Genomic DNA, 16,968 nt, shown 5'->3' on the forward strand with positions numbered 1-16,968 from the left:
CTCAATGGAAAATTTGTGTAATCAAACACCAGCCGCCGTCTAGGAGATACGGCGGCTGGTGTTTGATCAAAAAGAATAATATCCGGGCGGCTATTAATCCGTGAAAGTTAAAATGACCTTGAGAGCTTTTCGTTCGCGCACCATACGCAACGCCTCGTCCAGCTGTGTGTATGGAAACACATGTGAATAAAAATCTTTTGGGTCGACCCGACTGCTTTCAATCAACGCGATCGTTTCGTCCATAATTTTATATTCCCCATACGGGAAATTCAGCATATGCAGGGACGTGTTGCATTGTAGGCGTGCAGTATCCACAATACGATCGTCTTTCTTTAATACACCGAGCGAGCACACCTTTCCACCAGATTTCAGTCGACCGCTGCCTTCATATAAAATACTTGTTGAACCGACCGCATCGATGACCAAATCAAAATAACGGCCCGCTAATAAACGGTTTTTGTCATCTATTGAAAAGTTCACGGTTTGGTCTACTCCAGCTACACGAGTTGCTTGCTCCAACCGGTCGGCTACACCGTCAATCTGTACAATGGTTTTCGCGCCCCGCAGCTTACAAAACAGGGCCAGAGCTATCCCCATTGGTCCGGCACCATAAATTAATATTTCCATACCGGGTCCGGCTCCAAAGTTTTTTGCTGCGCTATGACATTCCGCCAGAGACAGCAAAACTCCCGCGTCTACATAGCTGATGCTGTCCGGGAAAGCGTGCTGCTTAGGAAATGGGATCTCAGATTCGTCAAATCCATCCTCTCGCATAGCTTGCCGGTCGCATACCAGTCCGAATTGCGCCATGCTGCCGTGAGTTTTGGAATAGCCATTACCAACATCGGTGTGGAGGTTAGGGTGAATAAAGCGCTCGCCAAGATGAATATGACGTACCTTTGGACCGATCGAAACGACTTCGCCAGCTCCTTCGTGTCCCAGCACGGTAGGGAATCCGCCAAAACCGTTTTCCAACGTGCCTGCAATAATCTGCTGATCGGTTCCGCTGCATATGCCGCAAGCATGTACCCGAATTAATGCTTCATAATCACCCGGCACTGGCTTTGGAACATCATTCACCACGCGTACGTCGCCTGCGTTCAACACTGCAACTGCCTTCATCATTTCCATCATCTAAGTTCTCCTTTCGTCCTATCTATTTTAACGTTATCATGACGCTTCTTTGACTGCAATCGCAATATACTTTACTATTTCAATAAACTCTTTCACATTTTTAAGCAGTCGTTCGTTTCAAGGACCGGATCCGAACACACAAAAAACGCCGCCTTTGAAAAAGCGACGTTGATATGGCATAGGTATACTGGGGTGCGAGCGCTTCTTCGACAAACAAAGAGCCTTCCTACGAATAGGAAGGCTCTTTGGTATGCCATTTAATCGTTGATCACGCGGCCGCCGCCTTGGAAACGGGAGGCATATGTACCGGAAAGCGATTCGTATTTGACAACGTCGCCGGTGTGGGGGGAGTGGATGAACTGATCGTCGCCCACATAGATGCCGACATGGCTGATCGAATATTCGCTTGCGCCAAAGAAGACTAGATCGCCAGGAAGCAGTTCTTCGCGTTCCACATGTGCAATCGCATCAAACTGGGACTGCGCGACGCGCGGGATCGATCCGACGGTGTTGTTAAAAACATAAGAGGTAAAGCCTGAGCAGTCAAAGCCGCTCGGTGTGGAGCCGCCGTAAACATAGGGCGTACCGAGGAACTGAGCCGCATAGTCTAGCACTTCGCCGCGCTGCGCGTTATCACCCGTATAGGATACTTTCGCTGCGGTGGGCTCGTTCGTTTTTGTTTCTTCCGGGTCCGAGGCAACCTGAGCGCCGCCAAAGGTTAGATAATCGGGGTGCACATAGCCTGTCCGCCCGTTAAAGCTTACTTTGTACCAACCGCTGTACACGCCCAGCGCGCTGACCGTGCTGCCGTTTTTCATGGTGGTGAGCACTTTTGCGGACATGTTTGGCTGCTCGCGGAGATTAACCGTGGTATCGCACGCGATCCGGCCGGAGCCAAGGTTAAAATCGCTGTTCGGAGCGCCGGTCAGGAATTCGCCGCTGACATAGCCCTCTTTACCGCCGACAGCGATCTTGAACCAGCTGTTGCTGTTATTGATAACGGCGACCTTGGTGCCGTTCGGAAGCGTGGTGATGATATCGCCGCCGGGGGCGGAACGCAGATAAAGCGAATCCGCCTTTACCTGCGCGGGGTAGAGCGCAAACGCGCTCGGCAAAAGCATGGAAGCGGCAAGCGCCGCAGAAATCATCATGCGAGAAAGTCGTTTAGAAAATTTCATTGGGTCAAACCTCCGTTTCGCGTACAGCCGGTTTACTTGCTGCCCAGAGCGCGGTTCAGCCAGATCGAGGCTATATCCATAGCGGCCCAAAGACTGTCCTTCTCCGTTTTCTTCACGATCCGTTCCTTGATACGAACGTTGGGATCGGTCTGCTGCAGCTGCACGGAAACGCGCTTTGCAAGAGGCATACCCTTCATATCGCCGGATTCGAGGATCTGCATCATAATAATATGAGAATCGCTCATGCTGCCATAATAGATGATGTTTTCCTTGCGCATCAGCGGGTGGCCTTTATATTGAAGAAGATCGGTGTTCTTTGCAGTGGTCGGCATATTGGCACTCCTTTATAGTTACAAAACGGTTACATTTCAAAGTTACATTATGGAAACAGTATACCACGTGATGGGCGATTTGTCAAATTGTATTTCGGAAACATTGGATTTTTGCGCATTTTGTGTTATAATGCGATACAAAACACCAAGTTTCGTTATATTGGGAGACATACCATGAAATTTGCTTTCCACACGCTCGGCTGCAAAGTCAACTTATTTGAAACGCAGGCGCTGATGCAGCTTGCCGCCGAACGCGGGCATGAGATCGTCGATCAGGGGGCGGACGCGGTAATCGTCAACACCTGCACGGTGACCGCTGTGTCCGATCATAAAAACATCCGAGCTTTTCATAAGCTGCGGCGCGATAATCCGGATGCCGTGATCGCCGCCTGCGGCTGCTTCGCCCAGCTTGAACCCGAGCGCGTACGCGCGAGCGGAGAGATCGATCTGATCTGCGGAACGCGCGAGCGCGCGGCTATCCTCCGTCAGTGCGAGCAGGCGGTCTGCGGCCATGTGGAGCCTGCGGCCACGCATACAGATGAACGCTTTGAAGTTCTGCCGGCCGGCGTACCGCGCGGCAGAACGCGCGCCCTGTTAAAAATCGAGGATGGCTGCGATAACTTTTGCGCTTACTGTATCATTCCCTATGCGCGCGGCAGGGTGCGTTCGATGCCGCCGGAGCGGGTGGAAAGCGAGGTAAACCGGCTGCAAACTTTTGGCGTGCACGAGATCGTGCTCACCGGTATCGAGCTTTCCTCTTATGGGCGTGACCTATCGCAGGATATATCGCTCGTACCATTGCTGCGCTCGCTTCTTGGGGCGCATCCCGGTCTGCGTTTTCGCCTTGGGTCGCTCGATCCACGCACGGCAGATCAAGCTTTTTGCAACGAGCTTTCCGGGTACGACAATCTCGCCCGGCACTTCCATTTGTCCCTGCAAAGCGGCTGCGACAGCGTGCTGCAACGGATGAACCGGAAATATGATACGGCGCTTTTTCATCAAAACGTATCATCTCTGCGCCGCGCTTTTCCGGACTGCTCGATTACGACCGACCTGATCGTCGGCTTTCCCGGCGAGACCGAGGCGGAATTTCAAGAAACGCTGACTTTTTTGGAGCGCTGCGCCTTTGCCTCCGTGCACGTTTTCCCCTATTCACGCCGCGCCGGTACGCGTGCGGATCAAATGGAGGGGCAGGTGCCGCAGCCGGTCAAGGAAGCGCGCGCCGCACGCGCCAAAGCGCTGGCGGAGCATCTCAGCGAGCGTTACCGCGCGGGGTTTGTTGGGCGTGCGCTTTCCGTCCTGCCGGAGCATCCCGTTTCCGGTGGCCTGTGGGCCTGCCACAGCAGTTTTTTCTTTCCCGTCTATCTATCCGGCGGCGGGCTGTCCAAAAACACTCCGGTCTCGGCGCGTATCACCGAATTATACCGCGACGGCCTACGCGCAGAAAAAATATTATGAGCGATTAGGCACATATCTCTGTTTCCGACCATAGGATGAAGTGAAATCTTTGATAGGAGGAAATAACTTATGTGTTCTTCTAATGGTCTTTGGGGCGAAAATAACTGGTGGTGAACTATAATCAAAAAGCGCGTAGAGCCTGCTCGGTCAAGGCTTACGCGCTTTTTCTTTTCATAGGATCGTACCAAATTCGTACGGTTAGGTGAGTGCGCTGAGTTGGGCGGCCACATCGGCCTGCTTGTTGGGGTAAAGATGGCTGTATATGCGAAGGGTGGTATCCACGCTGTCGTGGCCAAGGCGCTCGGCGATCAGGAGTGGCGAGCAGCCAATTTCGATCAGCATGGAAGCGTGACTATGCCGCAGGTCATGCACGCGAATGGCGGGCGTCTGCGCGCGCGCCGCATAGCGTTTGATAGCGGCGGAAACGAAACCTGGCGAACGGTGAAACAGTTTATCCTTTTGGGAGGGCTTATATAAGCCCTCGATATAAGCGCGCAGCCCATCGCAAAGCGGACCGGGCAGGGTGACGGTTCGGTTGCTGTTCTCCGTTTTGGGAGACGTTACGACGTCCAGTCCATGGCGGCGGTCGAGTGTTTTGGTGATCGATACGGTCTTACGGTCGAGATCGATATCGGATACGGTCAGGGCGAGGCACTCGCCGCGACGCATACCCGTCCAAAACAAAATTTCATAGATCATACGAAGCTCGGGATCGTCCACGACGGCGATGACCTTGCGGTACTGCTCCAGCGTCCAAAATTGCATGACCTTAGCGTCGCGCTTGCCCATACGCGGTTCTTTGCGGCAAGGGTTAAGCGATAGGCCGTAATAGCGCTCGGCAAAGGTGAATAGCGCGGCCAGATCATTATTGATGGTGCGCAGATAGGTGCTGCTGAAGTTCTGCCGCATCATTTGGTTTTGCCACTGATGAATCATGAGCGGTGTGATCGATCCGACGGGGATATCGCCAAAGGTAGGTAAGATCTTATCCCTAAAAATATGCCGTTTTTTGATGATCGTTGCTTCCTTGAGGCGCGTTTCGCAGGAGGCAAGGTAAAGCTCATACATGCTGCGAAAGGTCATATTGCAGCTGCCGCTGTGCTGTTTGGCGTAGGCATCCTCGTATTTCTTAGCGTCCGACTGGCGGGCAAAGCCCTCCTTCTTTTTGCGGTGCACGGCGCCGAATGCGTCACGGTAATAAAAGGACGCATACCACCGGCCACTGCCGTCGGTCATTTTCTTTACGGACATACGAAACCCCTCTCCATATCATAACTGTTCTGAAAATTGTATGATTGGGGCAGGGAAAAGTAGTCCGCAAGGATTTGCTTCCGCAGGATCTCGTCCGGCGGCAATGTAATTCTTTTTGCATACGCGTACGAAAAAGGACAACCCGCGACAGCATAAGATAAAACAAAGCAGGAGGCGATTGAATGGAGCTGATCGATGTCAAAGAAGTTCAAAAAGTACTCGGCGGTATTGGAAAAAGCAAAGCGTATGAAATTATGCAGCAGCTGAATCAGGAACTAGAGCAAAAAGGATACCTTGTCATTCGCGGCAAAGTGCCGCGCGGGTATTTGGAAGAGCGATTCCATAAATAGATGGGAACGGCGGATCCGTATAAAGGTAAGAGCTACCCAAACGAAAATTTTCACCAAAATAAAGCGCGCCGGACGCTCTGCTGTATGCGATGCGTCCGGCGCGCTTTTGGTACTATAAATAGCCAAGTATTTGGATACTTAGCAATATTCTCCAAAATGCGATAAGATGCTCCTTACAAAAGGAGGTATCCCAATGCTAGAAGAACTGATTTGCACATCGATGGCCAGAACCCGAAAAAGATTGGATCTGAAACAGAACCAGATCGAGGTCAAGGCGGAAATGGCGGAAGGGAATTATGGCAAGTATGAACGAGGAGAGATGAATCCGACGCTTTCTACCGTATGGAGGATCGAGCAGGCGCTTTCATTGCCGCGCTATACGCTATTTAATGAAAACGCCGGAATAGAGGGGGCGGAACCTTGCTATGAAACACTCAATCGCTTTGCCCGTCACAATATTTTTGTGGATGACGATACGCCGGATACCGAGCCGTCCCCGCTGCTAGACCTTGTGAGCGATGCGCTGATCGAAAAGTTTACGCTTGAGGCCATAGAGCTTATGGCCGAAGAATGATCGACAGCGGGAACGTACCGTTACCGTACTCCTCAAATAAGGAACGAGCGGTAAACTGCGTAAAAACATTTACTTATCGGCTGTTTTAGCACAAGTTACCGCATTTTGGTACGGATCGGTATGTTTTTCAAACTGGTGGTGGATCATCATCGTGATCATCCTTATCTGGATCTGCTGCTGTGATCAGGGTGGTAGCTGCGGCTCGAACAATAATAACTGTGGCTGCGGCGGTTGCTGCGACAATAATGGCTGCGGCTGTGGCTGCTGCTGATCATCCCCACATACCCAGGTAAATTTTCCTATGCGGCGGCGCGGCTTTTGGGCCGCGCCGCAGTTTTTTTTATTTTTTTGAAATTTCCTCTTGCAAAAGTGAAAAAAATGGGTTAGAATAAATAAGCGCTGTTCAGGGGAACAGCTTAACGAAGGATATTTCTTTTGGAGGAATTACGATATGATTTCCGCAGGTGATTTTCGCAACGGCGTGACCTTTGAGATGGACGGTCAGGTGCAGCAGGTTGTTGAGTTCCAGCACGTTAAGCCGGGCAAGGGTGCAGCTTTTGTTCGCGTAAAAATGAAGAACGTCATCACCGGCGCGGTAACCGAACGTTCCTTCAACCCTACCGATAAATACGAGGAAGCTTTTGTGGAGCGCCGCGATATGCAGTACCTCTATAACGAAGGCGACCTGTACTACTTCATGGATAACGAATCCTACGAGCAGATCCCGATTAACAAGTCTACACTTGGCGACGGTTTCCGCTTTGTTAAGGAAAACGAGAATGTCAAGGTTTGCTCCTATAAGGGCAGCGTGTTTGCCGTAGAGCCGCCGCTGTTCGTTGAACTTGAGATTACCGAGACCGATCCGGGCTTCAAGGGCAATACCGCGACTAACACACTCAAGCCCGCTATCGTTGAAACCGGCGCCAGCGTTCCGGTACCGCTTTTCCTCGAGACCGGCGACCGCATCAAAATTGATACCCGCACCGGCGAGTATCTTGAGCGCGCCAAGGGCTGATCCGCACAAAATGGACGGTGTATTTTCGCCGTCCTTCCAATGGACATTTAGCTCAGCTGGAAGAGCATCCGCTTGACGTGCGGAAGGTCGGCGGTTCGAACCCGTCAATGTCCACCATACAAAAACCACCTCGTTTGAGGTGGTTTTTCTGTTTTTGCGCGGTTCAGCGCTACAGGCACTTTTTAATTTCGTTCATCCATACCGATAGGTCAATGGGCTTGGTGAGGTAGCCGTTCATGCCGGCTTCGGCAGCGGCGGCCATATCCTCGGCATAAGCGTTGGCGCTCATGGCTAGAATGGGTAGCGAGGTGTCGCTGCGCGCTAACGAGCGGATGTGTTTCGCGGCCTCATAGCCATTCATCCGCGGCATCTGTATATCCATTAAAATAAGGTCAAAGCTGCCTTCGGCGGATGCGGTGAATATAGAAACACAATCCGCGCCATCCATGCCCCACATGACCGCGGCGCCTGCTTCGGTCAATACTGTTCGTGCAATTTCTAAGTTAAGTTCATTATCGTCGATCAGCAAAATATTGGTGCCCGAAAGGTCGATTGCCGTTTCGTTGGACGCTTGCTCCGCCGTTGGTTCAGCCGCGTTTCTCAGCGCATGACTAAGCGTGGCGCGCAGCAGCGGCTTTTGAATGAAATAACGAATACCGGCCTTTGTGGCCTCACGCCGAATGTCTTCCCAATCGTAAGCGGCGAGGAGCAGGACCGGGGGCGATTCGCCGGCACAACGAAGGGCAGCGATCCCTTTGGCGGAATAGACGGCGCGATCGACAAAGACCGCTTGGAAGGCTTCGCTCTGCAGCCGCTGTACGGCGGATACTATTTCTGGCACCCACGTAGCGGATACACCCATGGCTTTCAGTGTGCGTACGGTCTCGTCGCCTTCGTCTTCGTGCCCATCCACCACCAGAACACGCCAATCCGGCGGTGAAAGTTCCTCTGGCGCAGCGCGGTCAACAAGGAAGGAGAGCGTCACCACAAAAACGCTTCCTTTTCCCTCCGCGCTTTTTACCTCGATGGAGCCGCCCATCAGTTCAACGATTCGTTTGGTGATGGTCATGCCTAGACCGCTGCCTTCGGTGCTGTCCACACGGCTGTTCCGCTCGCGGACAAAGGGCACAAACAGTTCTTTCAAGAACGCCGGTTTCATGCCAATCCCATTATCCGTAAAGGTGAAACGGAACCGCGCGGTGTCTGGCCTTTGCGCAGGTAGTTCTTCCACGTCAACGGTGATGCGGCCGCCCTCTGGCGTGAATTTCATGGCGTTTGTGAGAAGATTAATAAAGATTTGGCTGAGTCGGAGGCTGTCGCCTAGGAAAGAATCGCTTTTTACGTGGTGCGGCCGAACAGCGAAATGCTGTCCCTTGGCATGCATGTGGGGGAAAGTCATGTTTTCCACACTTTCCAGCACCGTGGAAAGGCAAAACGGCTCTTGTGATAGGGTCATCTTGCCGCTTTCGATTCGGGACATATCCAGCACATCGTTAATCAGGCCCAGTAAGTGCGAGCTGGAAAAGCCGATTTTGCGCATACAGTCCCGCACCGTGCCGGGCTCTTCAGCGTGTGTCTCGGCAATGGCAGTCATTCCTATAATGGCGTTCATGGGGGTGCGCATATCATGGCTCATGTTGGCCAAAAAGTCCGACTTGGCGCGGTTGGTCCGCCGCCGGCTTTCCAAGCGGAGGAACAAAAGCCCGACAATAATCAGCAGACCCAAAAACACCAGCGCGGCGAGCGTGCACATGATGATCAATTCCCGGGATAGCGCCGACGTGCGCGCTGTGACGACCCCCTTCGGTACGAAACTTACGACTGTCCAATCGTTAAAACGTAAGGGACGGTAGTAAGCATACTTTTCAACACCCAGATCGGAATAGGCCGTCATTCCGGAGCGGCAGGACGCGATATCTTCGCGCATCTTGTCTAAACTATAGCCTTTCTCAAAGGTCAAATTGGCCATAGACTGAAACAGATTATTATATACCATGCTGCGGGCGTGGAGCACTTGGTTGCCATCCGCGTCGATAATGTAGGAAAAGCCGCTGCCGCCAAAGCTGTCCACCTGTATGTCCGCGCCAAGCTTAGCCGTGCTCAGCATCGCGACTACCGCCGTACCGGTATCCTCCGGCGCGGGTATGGATAAAATTACGCCGCTTACCGCCCTATCCCAGAAAATCTGTCGTTTTAGACCGGTGATATAGGTTTCGCCGCCGCTTGCCGCCAGATAATAATCCTTCTGTGAAATATCCTGCGGCTCCGAAAAGGCCGTGGTATAAAGATGGCCGACCGAATCCGCGAGACCGATATAGGTAAAATTCAGCTGGTCCGCCATTTGGCCGAGATAGTTCACGCGTGTTTCCAAATCGGGCAGGGACGAGGCCGCGGCCGCAGCGACGCGCAGCTCTTCCCACTGCTGCTCCACCGCCCGCTCCATGTAAACGGCTACATGCTCGGAAACCTCCTCCAAGCGGGAACGGTTTTCCTCCGTCAATGTCCGTTCAAAGCGCCGGGCATAGGCGGTAAAAAGCAGCGTGAAGATTACAGCGGCGCATATTAATGCCGCGACCGCGCATACCATGCGTGTCTGTTCCCGATGCAGCTTTTTCACGCACGCTTCCTCCTTTGCCGTTTTCTATCGTTTATGAATACGCTCCGTCCGCAGCCTGTCCATATCCCGCAGGCACTGCTCCGCCGTGTATCCCTCGCGAGCCTGCATATAATGTAGGATACATGTGGCGTCCGACTGAGAGAAACCCTCGATGCGCAGCCAAGCGGTAGAATCCCGATAGTTTTCCTCGACCCAGCGCTCGGCTTCCACATATTGCGGCGTGGAAATTCCAGCTACCTGACGCTTAAAGACTGGTGCTGTGTAGATTCCCTCAAATGCAGCGTTATAATTGTAGGGATCGGCCATAAAGGTGATCAGATCCAGCGCCGCATCCATTTGCTCGCTATGCCGGTTGACCAGCATCAGCGATAGGTTGGGTCCTTCAAAGGTGCCGTTTTCGGGTATTCCGACAAAAGCCGGCATCAAACCGAAGCGAGAAGCGTCACCCTGAAAGTCGGTATAAAGCCAGGTATCCCAACAAAGCATCATCGCATATTCGCCGCTCTCCAAAGCGTCGCTCATACCGTCCCAGTCGTTTGTCAGATAGCTTGCGCCCAGATAGCCTGACTCTGCCATCGTCCGGTACCAGTCCGCCACTTGCTGCATGCCGGGTAGATCGGCGTAGCTCAGTTCGCCGTTATTCAGCTTCTCCAGCGTATCCGTTTGTTCTACCAGTGTATCCAGCGGCAGTTGATAAAGCAGCATGGTGGGGGAGGCTGCTGGAAGATACAAGGGCGTTACACCGTTTTGCAGCAGGGTTTCACAAGCGGTAAGAAATTCCGCTTGCGTGCGCGGCGGCGTTAGGTCCAGCTTTTCAAATATCTCCTTGTTGTAGAGCGTGCCCGCGATTGAAGCTTCCCAATGGGGAAGGCCGATCACCTTGCCGTGGTAAATGGTCTGATTGATGGACACCTCGGTCAGATCATCCACCCATTCCGCCGCACTGAAATCATATAGGTTTTGATCAGGGTCCAAAGCGTCAATATTGGTACCGCCAAAGCTGAGTATCAGATCGGGCGTGTTGGAACCGCGTTGGAGCGCTTCCGCGGCGGCAGCTTCGAGCTGGTCCGGCGTATAGGCGACAGCATCAATCGTGTTGCCTGTAAGCTCTTCATAGCGCGCAAAGGCCCGCGTCATATAACTACGGCTCAGGTCGGTCTCACGCCCCCACACGGTCAGCGTGCGGCCCGTAATATTGCCCCACGCATATTGCGGTTCCTCGTACGCAGGCGCGGGCGATTTTGGTTTTGCGGCCGAACAGCCGTAAAACAACAAAAGAAGGGCCGACAAGAGAATACCGCCCGCAATGGCGCGTTTCATCATCTCTGGCCCTCCTTTAAATGGAAACCATATGGACAATTACCTTTTGCCAGATGGTGTTTGATAGTTTATAGTATAATCGAATTGCACAGAAAAAACCAGCCCTTTTGACACATATTTGTAAAAACGCGATAGATAGCGCTGCGGCTGAGAAAAAAATATAAAGGTTGCCACGCAAAAATGCCGACCGATTGTGCAATCTGCGCATTTTGCAACAGGCCTTGCTATTGCCCACCGCACACACGATGTGGTATGATAACACATAAAATATATTTTGTTCAGATTGGACGATACAGGAAGGAAGGAGTGATTTGCAGAAGCTTATACCAGCCATATCATGTAAGAAACGGATAACTGAAAATAAAAGGCAAATAGACAAGGCGTTTTCGGATATACGGACCGAACCTTCTGAGAGCGTTGGGCTGTTCTCACCCGTCCTCGGTGCCGAAAGGCGCCAAGGGCGGGTGTTCCTTTATGAAGAGGTAACGTGGGAACTGCTGCGGCAGTGTCGGCGTTTCATAAAATATATTGCAAAGGCTGCAAATCAAGCGCAGTGTGCATATGTTTCGGGAGGAAAGACATATGATCACCTCATCCCAAGTCGCCACCTATGTCAATCATGTAAATTCTGTTAAAATAGGAACTCGAGATCGTTTTTTGAAAGTGTGGGTTGATGTAAAATCTCATAAAGAGGGTTTTTATGTCGATTAAATCAAATTTTTCGGGGAAACTTTTTCAGTACCGCAAATGCAATGGCTTGACCCAGCAAAAAATGGCTGAGCTTTGCGGCGTTTCGCTGCGCCATTATCAGGATCTGGAAATGGGCCGGTCGCTGCCTAATTTGACCAATGCCGTATTGATAGCCGCCAAATTGGATATCAGCTTGGATTCCTTGAAAAGCGAGGTGAATAGTGATTCGGTATCGGTATCTGTATATTAGAGAGATCTGCTTTTTGGAAGATTATGGCTATTACCGTTCTTTTAGCATCCTCTGCTGGAAAGAGGGCGACGCCGGCAGACGCTTCATTACCAAACTATCGGATGTTTCAACGAATCAAGCGTGTGTTTCCGGACTCGTCAGGCTGCTGACGCAAATGCAGCTCCGTCCGGTCCATTTGCAGGATGCGGTCCTCAACGTACTGCCCTAGGGCTGTTGTAAGAGTCGATCGGCCAGTTTGCTTTCTATAAACCAGATCCTGTCATCGCGCATCCACATGGCTGCCGATATTCCACCAATACGAACGCCATACCGCAGCATATTCTGCCGCATACCATCATACCGACAGCCGTATACCCGCGAAACAGAAAGTGCTTTTCCACCCGGCAGCTGCATACGTTCAGGCAGCAGCAGTCCTTGTTCGGTGCGGGTCACAACCTGTATGCGAACCAACGCGCGGCGCTCGGCCGCGGCCGAGCGCCCTATTGTTTTTTTGTTGGAAACATTGCCGCTGGAAGGATCAAATGCGCACATAACTATCACCCAAAAGATAGTATGTGCGCATTTGATTCTTCGCTTGCATATTGCGTCTGATCACGGCCGCACATGTTTTGACCGTGAATGGTCAAACTGAGGGCAGGAGGTGAAACGCATGGGGTTCTTTAACGATTTGGTTACAGCGCGGGAGTACGAGCTGAAGGCGTTTATCATGAAATATCGCGTACCCAAAAGTAAGGACAAGAAAACGCACAAATAAAAGGAATACGCAGGGTAGGAGCGGCCGGTCTTTCCAAATTTTCGACGCTGTGGTATAATAGCCGTAAAACGGCTATTATACCCGGATTAAATTAATTATACCACCAGCGGCGCATAAGTGTATTTTAACACTTCGAAAATGCTTGCCGCTGTGGTATAATAGCCCCATATAGAATGACCGCCGCACCGGCGGCGTATTTTAGAAGGGGAGTGTGCGTGGATGCCGGATTATATGATCACCTGCTGTTCCACAGCGGATCTGTCGGCGGACTATTTTCGAGAAAAAGGCGTGCCATACGCCTGCTTTCATTTTCATTTAGAGGGAAAGGATTATCAGGACGACCTAGGGCAAAGTATTTCCTTTCCGGATTATTACGCGGCGATCGCAGCGGGCGCCATGCCGACGACGTCGCAGGTCAACACCGAGGAGTACGAGGCGTTATTCGAGCCCCTGCTCAAGCGCGGCAAAGATATTTTACACCTGACGCTTTCCTCGGGTCTGTCGGGCACGTATACCTCGGCCTGCATCGCACGGGATGAACTAAAGGAGCGATACCCTGAACGCCGTATTTATGTGGTGGACACGCTGGGCGCCTCTTCGGGCTACGGTCTGCTGGTCGATACCGCGTGCGAAAAACGCGACGCCGGCATGCCCATTGACGAGCTATACAACTGGCTGGAGCAGAACAAGCTGCGTCTGCATCACTGGTTTTTCTCGACAGATCTGACCAGCTATAAGCGCGGCGGCCGTATTTCACCCACCGCGGCGACCTTCGGCACGCTGCTGGGCATCTGCCCGCTGCTCAATATGGACAGGGAAGGGCACCTGATCCCACGCAAAAAAATCCGTGGCAAAAAGCAGGTCGTTCGTGAGATCGTACGGATGATGGAGGAGCATGCGGAAAACGGGCTGGGCTACAGCGGCAAATGTTTTATCTCCGAGTCCGCCTGCATGGAGGATGCGCGCGCGGTAGCCGATCAGGTGCAGGCGCAGTTCCCAAATCTAAACGGCAAGGTATGCATCAACAGTATTGGCACGGTGATCGGCGCACATACGGGCCCGGGGACGGTCGCGCTCTTTTTCTGGGGCGACGAACGATTCGATTGAACGCGGCCCGCTCAGGAACCGGCCTGATAAGGTATAAACCTCCCTACTGCTTGGCAAAATAGCGGTAGGGAGGTGTTTTATATGTTTAAACATGAAAAACAGTATTTACAGCCGGTGCGCGTCGATCGCCCCAACCCCAATTATGCCGCGATGCTGCAGGAACAGCTTGGCGGCCCGCAGGGCGAACTGAAGGCTGCGCTGCAATATTTGTCGCAGTCCATGCGCATCAAGGACCCGGAGATCAAGGATTTGTTCCTCGACGTCGCTGCTGAGGAGTTATGCCATCTGGAAATGATCTCGGCAACAGTGAACATGCTCAACGGCCATCATTTAGACGCTGAAAACGCAACGGTAGGCAATGTGGAAGCGCATGTGCTGACCGGCCTTACCCCGATGCTGGCCAATGCGAGCGGTTTTCTATGGACGGCGGCCTATGTCAATGAGACGGGCGACGCCGCCGCCGATATTCTGTCCGATATCGCGGCGGAGCAACGCGCCAAGGTGGTTTATCAATACCTGTACCGCCAGATTGACGACAAGGGCGTGCGTGAAACGATCGATTTCCTGCTCAATCGCGAAGAGGCCCATAATACCATGTTCCGTGAAGCGTTCAACCGTATTCAGGATACGGGTTCGCAGAAGGATTGGGGCACGACGAAGGATGCGCGCATTTATTTTGATCTGTCCACACCCGGCGGCCAAAGTTTTGATCCGGCGAAAAGCCAGCCGCCCTCTTTTAACATTTAGATAAGAAAAAGTGCTGCACCAAAATGGTGCAGCACTTTTTCTTATTGCGCTACGGCTGTTTGAAAAATGTCCTCAAACGCCTGAGAAATGCGCCCGGTCGGCGGATAAATGTTGTAAAGCAGGTTGTGATCATATCCTTCGTAGATATGAACGGTCAAATTGGTTTTTCCCTTGTCCGCAAAGCTCTTTTCGATCGCGCGCACCCCGGCCACATCGCAGTTCTGATCGGCTGTGCCGTGGAAAATGGTGATCGGCAGATCGAGCTTCGGCAAGGTTTCCCGGTTGGGCGCCAGCTTTTCATGCGCTTGGAACCACGCGCTGGTCAGGCGCACAGGATAGTTTTGAGCCAGCCATTCGTCGTCGCCGCGCTCGATCGCGTCATACAGCGCCTTTTTGCCGGGTTCCAGCATGATCGCCAGATCAGCGGTGGTGATTGTCCCATCCTGATTGAGATCGATAGCGGAAAAGTCGGTGTTTTGCAGCACGCTTGTAACGATCCCATAGGGATCGGCCTTGTATTCGGCTTCCGAGATCGCGCCGTCGCCGTCGGTATCGAAATATAGGCGATAGAAGATCATGCTCGATTCGCCGGATTGCTGCCATTCCAAGATTTCGTCCAGCCGGTCGTTACAGTACCCCGCAAGCAGCAAGCCGCTGATCTGGTCGCTGAACCGTTCGGCGGCAAGCGGCGCGATGATCGTACCCTCGCTCCAGCCCAGCAGATAGATCTTCGCGTCTTTCAGACGAGGCTCCTGCCGCAAAACACCGATCCACTCGCCGATATCGCTGACGCTGGTTTCAGGCAGATACGTGCGGTAGACGTTCTCGTCGATCGAATCATACATAGGCGGCTGATCCCCAATGCTGACGCCGCGCGTATTATACCGGAAAAAACCGATCCGCCGCGCGCCGAACTGCTCGGCAAACAGATCAAAGTATTTGGCGTCCAGCGTGCCTTCACTGCGCCGGTTATCATAGGTATTGGGGCCCGAACCGTTGACGAACAGCACAAGCTTATCGACTGCGCCGTCGCCAGCGGGCAGGTCCAGCTTGCCGGTGAGGGATACGCCGTCCGCCGCCGTATGTATTTTCACTTCGGCGTCGCGGCGCATTAGGTCTTGATCGACTGTGGCGTAATAAACGGCGGCTTCGCCGCGTGTGATCGGGGCGTTGCTATCCTGTCCGTTTAGGGCAAGCCCTTTCTCGGGCAGACCCAGCCACGCGCGATACCGCGTGAGCATGGCGGCAAGCTCTTTGTGGGTAACGGTGCGGTCCGGCTCGAACGTGGCGTCGGTCGCGACGCGCACCATGCCGTTCTGATGGGCCCACCCGAGATCCTTCGTATAGTACGCATCGCCCCGCACATCGGTAAAGACGTCGGTCGGGACGCCGGGAGCGTGGGCCATGCGCGCGAGCACGGCAACGGCCTGCGCCCGGGTCAGCGGCGCGTCGGGTGAAAAGAGGTTCTCCTCGGTTCCGGAGAACAGTCCGTTTCCGGTCACATAGTCGATCGCTGCGCGGTCGGAGCGGCTTTGCGGCACATCGTCAAAGCTTGCGAAAGCACTGGGTAACAGCAAAGCGCCCAGCAGGGGCAATAAAATGAGCTTACGCTTCATATGATACCTCTCGTTTCGTGGTTAATCACTATCATTTGCAGGCTGGCCATGACATCCAGCGCCTTATCGTGCAGCATCGGGTCAAAACTGCGGCAGAGCGCGGCGTCCACCGTAATGACGGCTTCCGGCCACTGCGCCTGCATCAGCACCGCGTTGGAAATGACGCACATGTTGGTGACCACGCCGACCACAAGGATCTCGCGCAGATCGGGCAGCTCTTTTCCAAGTCGTAACAACTCGGCGGGCGGCATACCGAAGGTGTGCTTATTGACGGTGTGGATCTGGCTGTTGCAGCACGTTTCGCAGCAAAGCTCCTGCGTTTTGCCGTACAGCCGCCAGCCGCTGTTCTTGGGGTTGCAATGGGGTATGGGTAGCGCGCGTCCCTCGCGCGTTTCTAAATATTCATCGTCGTGCGTATCGTAGGTGAACAGTACGTGATCGCCCTGCGCCAGATATTGCTGGGCCAAACGCGCGATGCCGCCGTCAATCGCGGCCGCGCCCTCAAAGCCGAGCGAACCCGTCACAAAGTCGTTTTGATAATCGATCACAGCAAGCAGCTTGGGCATTGCCGGTCA

At 53.1% G+C, this 16,968-nt stretch carries 16 protein-coding genes and 1 tRNA gene; 8 read left to right on the forward strand and 9 right to left on the reverse strand.

The window, feature by feature from the left end; all coding sequences use genetic code 11:
• Positions 1 to 93: 93 nt before the first annotated feature.
• The 3 genes from NE562_RS01310 to NE562_RS01320 all read right to left on the reverse strand — a co-directional run bounded on the left by NE562_RS01310 (position 94) and on the right by NE562_RS01320 (position 2,644).
• Positions 94 to 1,134, reverse strand: coding sequence for a zinc-dependent alcohol dehydrogenase (locus NE562_RS01310; RefSeq protein ID WP_280960582.1), 1,041 nt, complete (start codon positions 1,132 to 1,134; stop codon positions 94 to 96).
• Positions 1,135 to 1,391: 257 nt separating this feature from the next.
• On the reverse strand, positions 1,392 to 2,285 hold the full coding sequence (locus NE562_RS01315; RefSeq protein ID WP_280960583.1) for a C40 family peptidase: 894 nt from the start codon (positions 2,283 to 2,285) through the stop codon (positions 1,392 to 1,394).
• Between the two features lie 59 nt (positions 2,286 to 2,344).
• Entirely contained in the window at positions 2,345 to 2,644 is a 300-nt protein-coding gene (locus NE562_RS01320) for a hypothetical protein (protein WP_280960584.1), read from the reverse strand.
• A gap of 174 nt (positions 2,645 to 2,818) precedes the next feature.
• On the opposite strand from NE562_RS01320, the gene mtaB reads away from it, so the two are divergent.
• Positions 2,819 to 4,102: a tRNA (N(6)-L-threonylcarbamoyladenosine(37)-C(2))-methylthiotransferase MtaB gene (mtaB, locus tag NE562_RS01325; RefSeq protein WP_280960585.1), complete on the forward strand. Its 1,284-nt coding sequence runs from the start codon at positions 2,819 to 2,821 to the stop codon at positions 4,100 to 4,102.
• A gap of 198 nt (positions 4,103 to 4,300) precedes the next feature.
• Here the strand turns inward: mtaB and NE562_RS01330 are convergent, their stop codons facing one another.
• Positions 4,301 to 5,353 (reverse strand): site-specific integrase, encoded by a 1,053-nt coding sequence (locus NE562_RS01330; protein ID WP_280960586.1) that lies wholly within the window; start codon positions 5,351 to 5,353, stop codon positions 4,301 to 4,303.
• 182 nt (positions 5,354 to 5,535) lie between these two features.
• On the opposite strand from NE562_RS01330, the gene NE562_RS01335 reads away from it, so the two are divergent.
• From NE562_RS01335 to NE562_RS01350, 4 genes are all read left to right on the forward strand, one after another.
• Complete coding sequence (locus NE562_RS01335) at positions 5,536 to 5,703, forward strand: transcriptional regulator (protein ID WP_280960587.1); 168 nt, start codon at positions 5,536 to 5,538, stop codon at positions 5,701 to 5,703.
• A gap of 193 nt (positions 5,704 to 5,896) precedes the next feature.
• Entirely contained in the window at positions 5,897 to 6,277 is a 381-nt protein-coding gene (locus NE562_RS01340) for a helix-turn-helix domain-containing protein (protein WP_280960588.1), read from the forward strand.
• 451 nt (positions 6,278 to 6,728) lie between these two features.
• Positions 6,729 to 7,292 carry an elongation factor P gene (gene efp / locus NE562_RS01345; protein WP_280960589.1) on the forward strand — a complete coding sequence of 188 codons (564 nt, stop codon included), beginning with the start codon at positions 6,729 to 6,731 and terminating at the stop codon, positions 7,290 to 7,292.
• 41 nt (positions 7,293 to 7,333) lie between these two features.
• A tRNA-Val gene (locus tag NE562_RS01350) sits at positions 7,334 to 7,409 on the forward strand.
• 52 nt (positions 7,410 to 7,461) lie between these two features.
• On the opposite strand, the gene NE562_RS01355 is transcribed toward NE562_RS01350, so the two are convergent.
• Together NE562_RS01355 and NE562_RS01360 are read right to left on the reverse strand one after the other, a co-directional pair.
• Positions 7,462 to 9,909 (reverse strand): response regulator, encoded by a 2,448-nt coding sequence (locus NE562_RS01355; protein WP_280960590.1) that lies wholly within the window; start codon positions 9,907 to 9,909, stop codon positions 7,462 to 7,464.
• Positions 9,910 to 9,933: 24 nt separating this feature from the next.
• Positions 9,934 to 11,232 (reverse strand): ABC transporter substrate-binding protein, encoded by a 1,299-nt coding sequence (locus tag NE562_RS01360; protein ID WP_280960591.1) that lies wholly within the window; start codon positions 11,230 to 11,232, stop codon positions 9,934 to 9,936.
• 697 nt (positions 11,233 to 11,929) lie between these two features.
• Between NE562_RS01360 and NE562_RS01365 the strand changes: the two genes are divergently transcribed.
• Positions 11,930 to 12,169 carry a helix-turn-helix transcriptional regulator gene (locus tag NE562_RS01365; protein ID WP_280960592.1) on the forward strand — a complete coding sequence of 80 codons (240 nt, stop codon included), beginning with the start codon at positions 11,930 to 11,932 and terminating at the stop codon, positions 12,167 to 12,169.
• 204 nt (positions 12,170 to 12,373) lie between these two features.
• Here the strand turns inward: NE562_RS01365 and NE562_RS01370 are convergent, their stop codons facing one another.
• The gene (locus tag NE562_RS01370) at positions 12,374 to 12,700 is read right to left on the reverse strand and encodes a hypothetical protein (RefSeq protein ID WP_280960593.1); all 327 of its coding nucleotides are present in this window, start codon (positions 12,698 to 12,700) and stop codon (positions 12,374 to 12,376) included.
• Positions 12,701 to 13,142: 442 nt separating this feature from the next.
• Here NE562_RS01370 and NE562_RS01375 point away from each other — a divergent pair, with 442 nt between their 5' ends.
• Together NE562_RS01375 and NE562_RS01380 are read left to right on the forward strand one after the other, a co-directional pair.
• A complete protein-coding gene (locus NE562_RS01375; protein WP_280960594.1) occupies positions 13,143 to 14,030 on the forward strand; it encodes a DegV family protein in 888 nt (295 codons plus the stop codon).
• Positions 14,031 to 14,111: 81 nt separating this feature from the next.
• On the forward strand, positions 14,112 to 14,777 hold the full coding sequence (locus tag NE562_RS01380; RefSeq protein WP_280960595.1) for a manganese catalase family protein: 666 nt from the start codon (positions 14,112 to 14,114) through the stop codon (positions 14,775 to 14,777).
• Between the two features lie 41 nt (positions 14,778 to 14,818).
• On the opposite strand, the gene NE562_RS01385 is transcribed toward NE562_RS01380, so the two are convergent.
• Positions 14,819 to 16,393, reverse strand: a complete 1,575-nt coding sequence (locus NE562_RS01385) for an S-layer homology domain-containing protein (protein WP_280960596.1) — start codon at positions 16,391 to 16,393, stop codon at positions 14,819 to 14,821.
• A complete protein-coding gene (locus tag NE562_RS01390) occupies positions 16,390 to 16,959 on the reverse strand; it encodes a cysteine hydrolase family protein (protein WP_280960597.1) in 570 nt (189 codons plus the stop codon). The genes NE562_RS01385 and NE562_RS01390 overlap by 4 nt, the downstream gene beginning before the upstream one ends.
• Between the last annotated feature and the right edge of the window lie 9 nt (positions 16,960 to 16,968).

It is taken from the genome of Butyricicoccus faecihominis (assembly GCF_024462775.1).
GTDB lineage: Bacteria > Bacillota > Clostridia > Oscillospirales > Butyricicoccaceae > Agathobaculum > Agathobaculum faecihominis_A.

Coding starts and splice junctions, on each gene's coding strand:
- NE562_RS01375 (WP_280960594.1), top strand. CDS start 13,143: ATGCCGGATTATATGATCACCTGCTGTTCCACAGCGGATCTGTCGGCG.
- NE562_RS01320 (WP_280960584.1), bottom strand. CDS start 2,644: ATGCCGACCACTGCAAAGAACACCGATCTTCTTCAATATAAAGGCCAC.
- NE562_RS01340 (WP_280960588.1), top strand. CDS start 5,897: ATGCTAGAAGAACTGATTTGCACATCGATGGCCAGAACCCGAAAAAGA.
- NE562_RS01370 (WP_280960593.1), bottom strand. CDS start 12,700: ATGTGCGCATTTGATCCTTCCAGCGGCAATGTTTCCAACAAAAAAACA.
- NE562_RS01315 (WP_280960583.1), bottom strand. CDS start 2,285: ATGATGATTTCTGCGGCGCTTGCCGCTTCCATGCTTTTGCCGAGCGCG.
- NE562_RS01365 (WP_280960592.1), top strand. CDS start 11,930: ATGTCGATTAAATCAAATTTTTCGGGGAAACTTTTTCAGTACCGCAAA.
- NE562_RS01335 (WP_280960587.1), top strand. CDS start 5,536: ATGGAGCTGATCGATGTCAAAGAAGTTCAAAAAGTACTCGGCGGTATT.
- NE562_RS01310 (WP_280960582.1), bottom strand. CDS start 1,134: ATGATGGAAATGATGAAGGCAGTTGCAGTGTTGAACGCAGGCGACGTA.
- NE562_RS01380 (WP_280960595.1), top strand. CDS start 14,112: ATGTTTAAACATGAAAAACAGTATTTACAGCCGGTGCGCGTCGATCGC.
- efp (WP_280960589.1), top strand. CDS start 6,729: ATGATTTCCGCAGGTGATTTTCGCAACGGCGTGACCTTTGAGATGGAC.
- NE562_RS01360 (WP_280960591.1), bottom strand. CDS start 11,232: ATGATGAAACGCGCCATTGCGGGCGGTATTCTCTTGTCGGCCCTTCTT.
- mtaB (WP_280960585.1), top strand. CDS start 2,819: ATGAAATTTGCTTTCCACACGCTCGGCTGCAAAGTCAACTTATTTGAA.
- NE562_RS01330 (WP_280960586.1), bottom strand. CDS start 5,353: ATGTCCGTAAAGAAAATGACCGACGGCAGTGGCCGGTGGTATGCGTCC.
- NE562_RS01390 (WP_280960597.1), bottom strand. CDS start 16,959: ATGCCCAAGCTGCTTGCTGTGATCGATTATCAAAACGACTTTGTGACG.
- NE562_RS01385 (WP_280960596.1), bottom strand. CDS start 16,393: ATGAAGCGTAAGCTCATTTTATTGCCCCTGCTGGGCGCTTTGCTGTTA.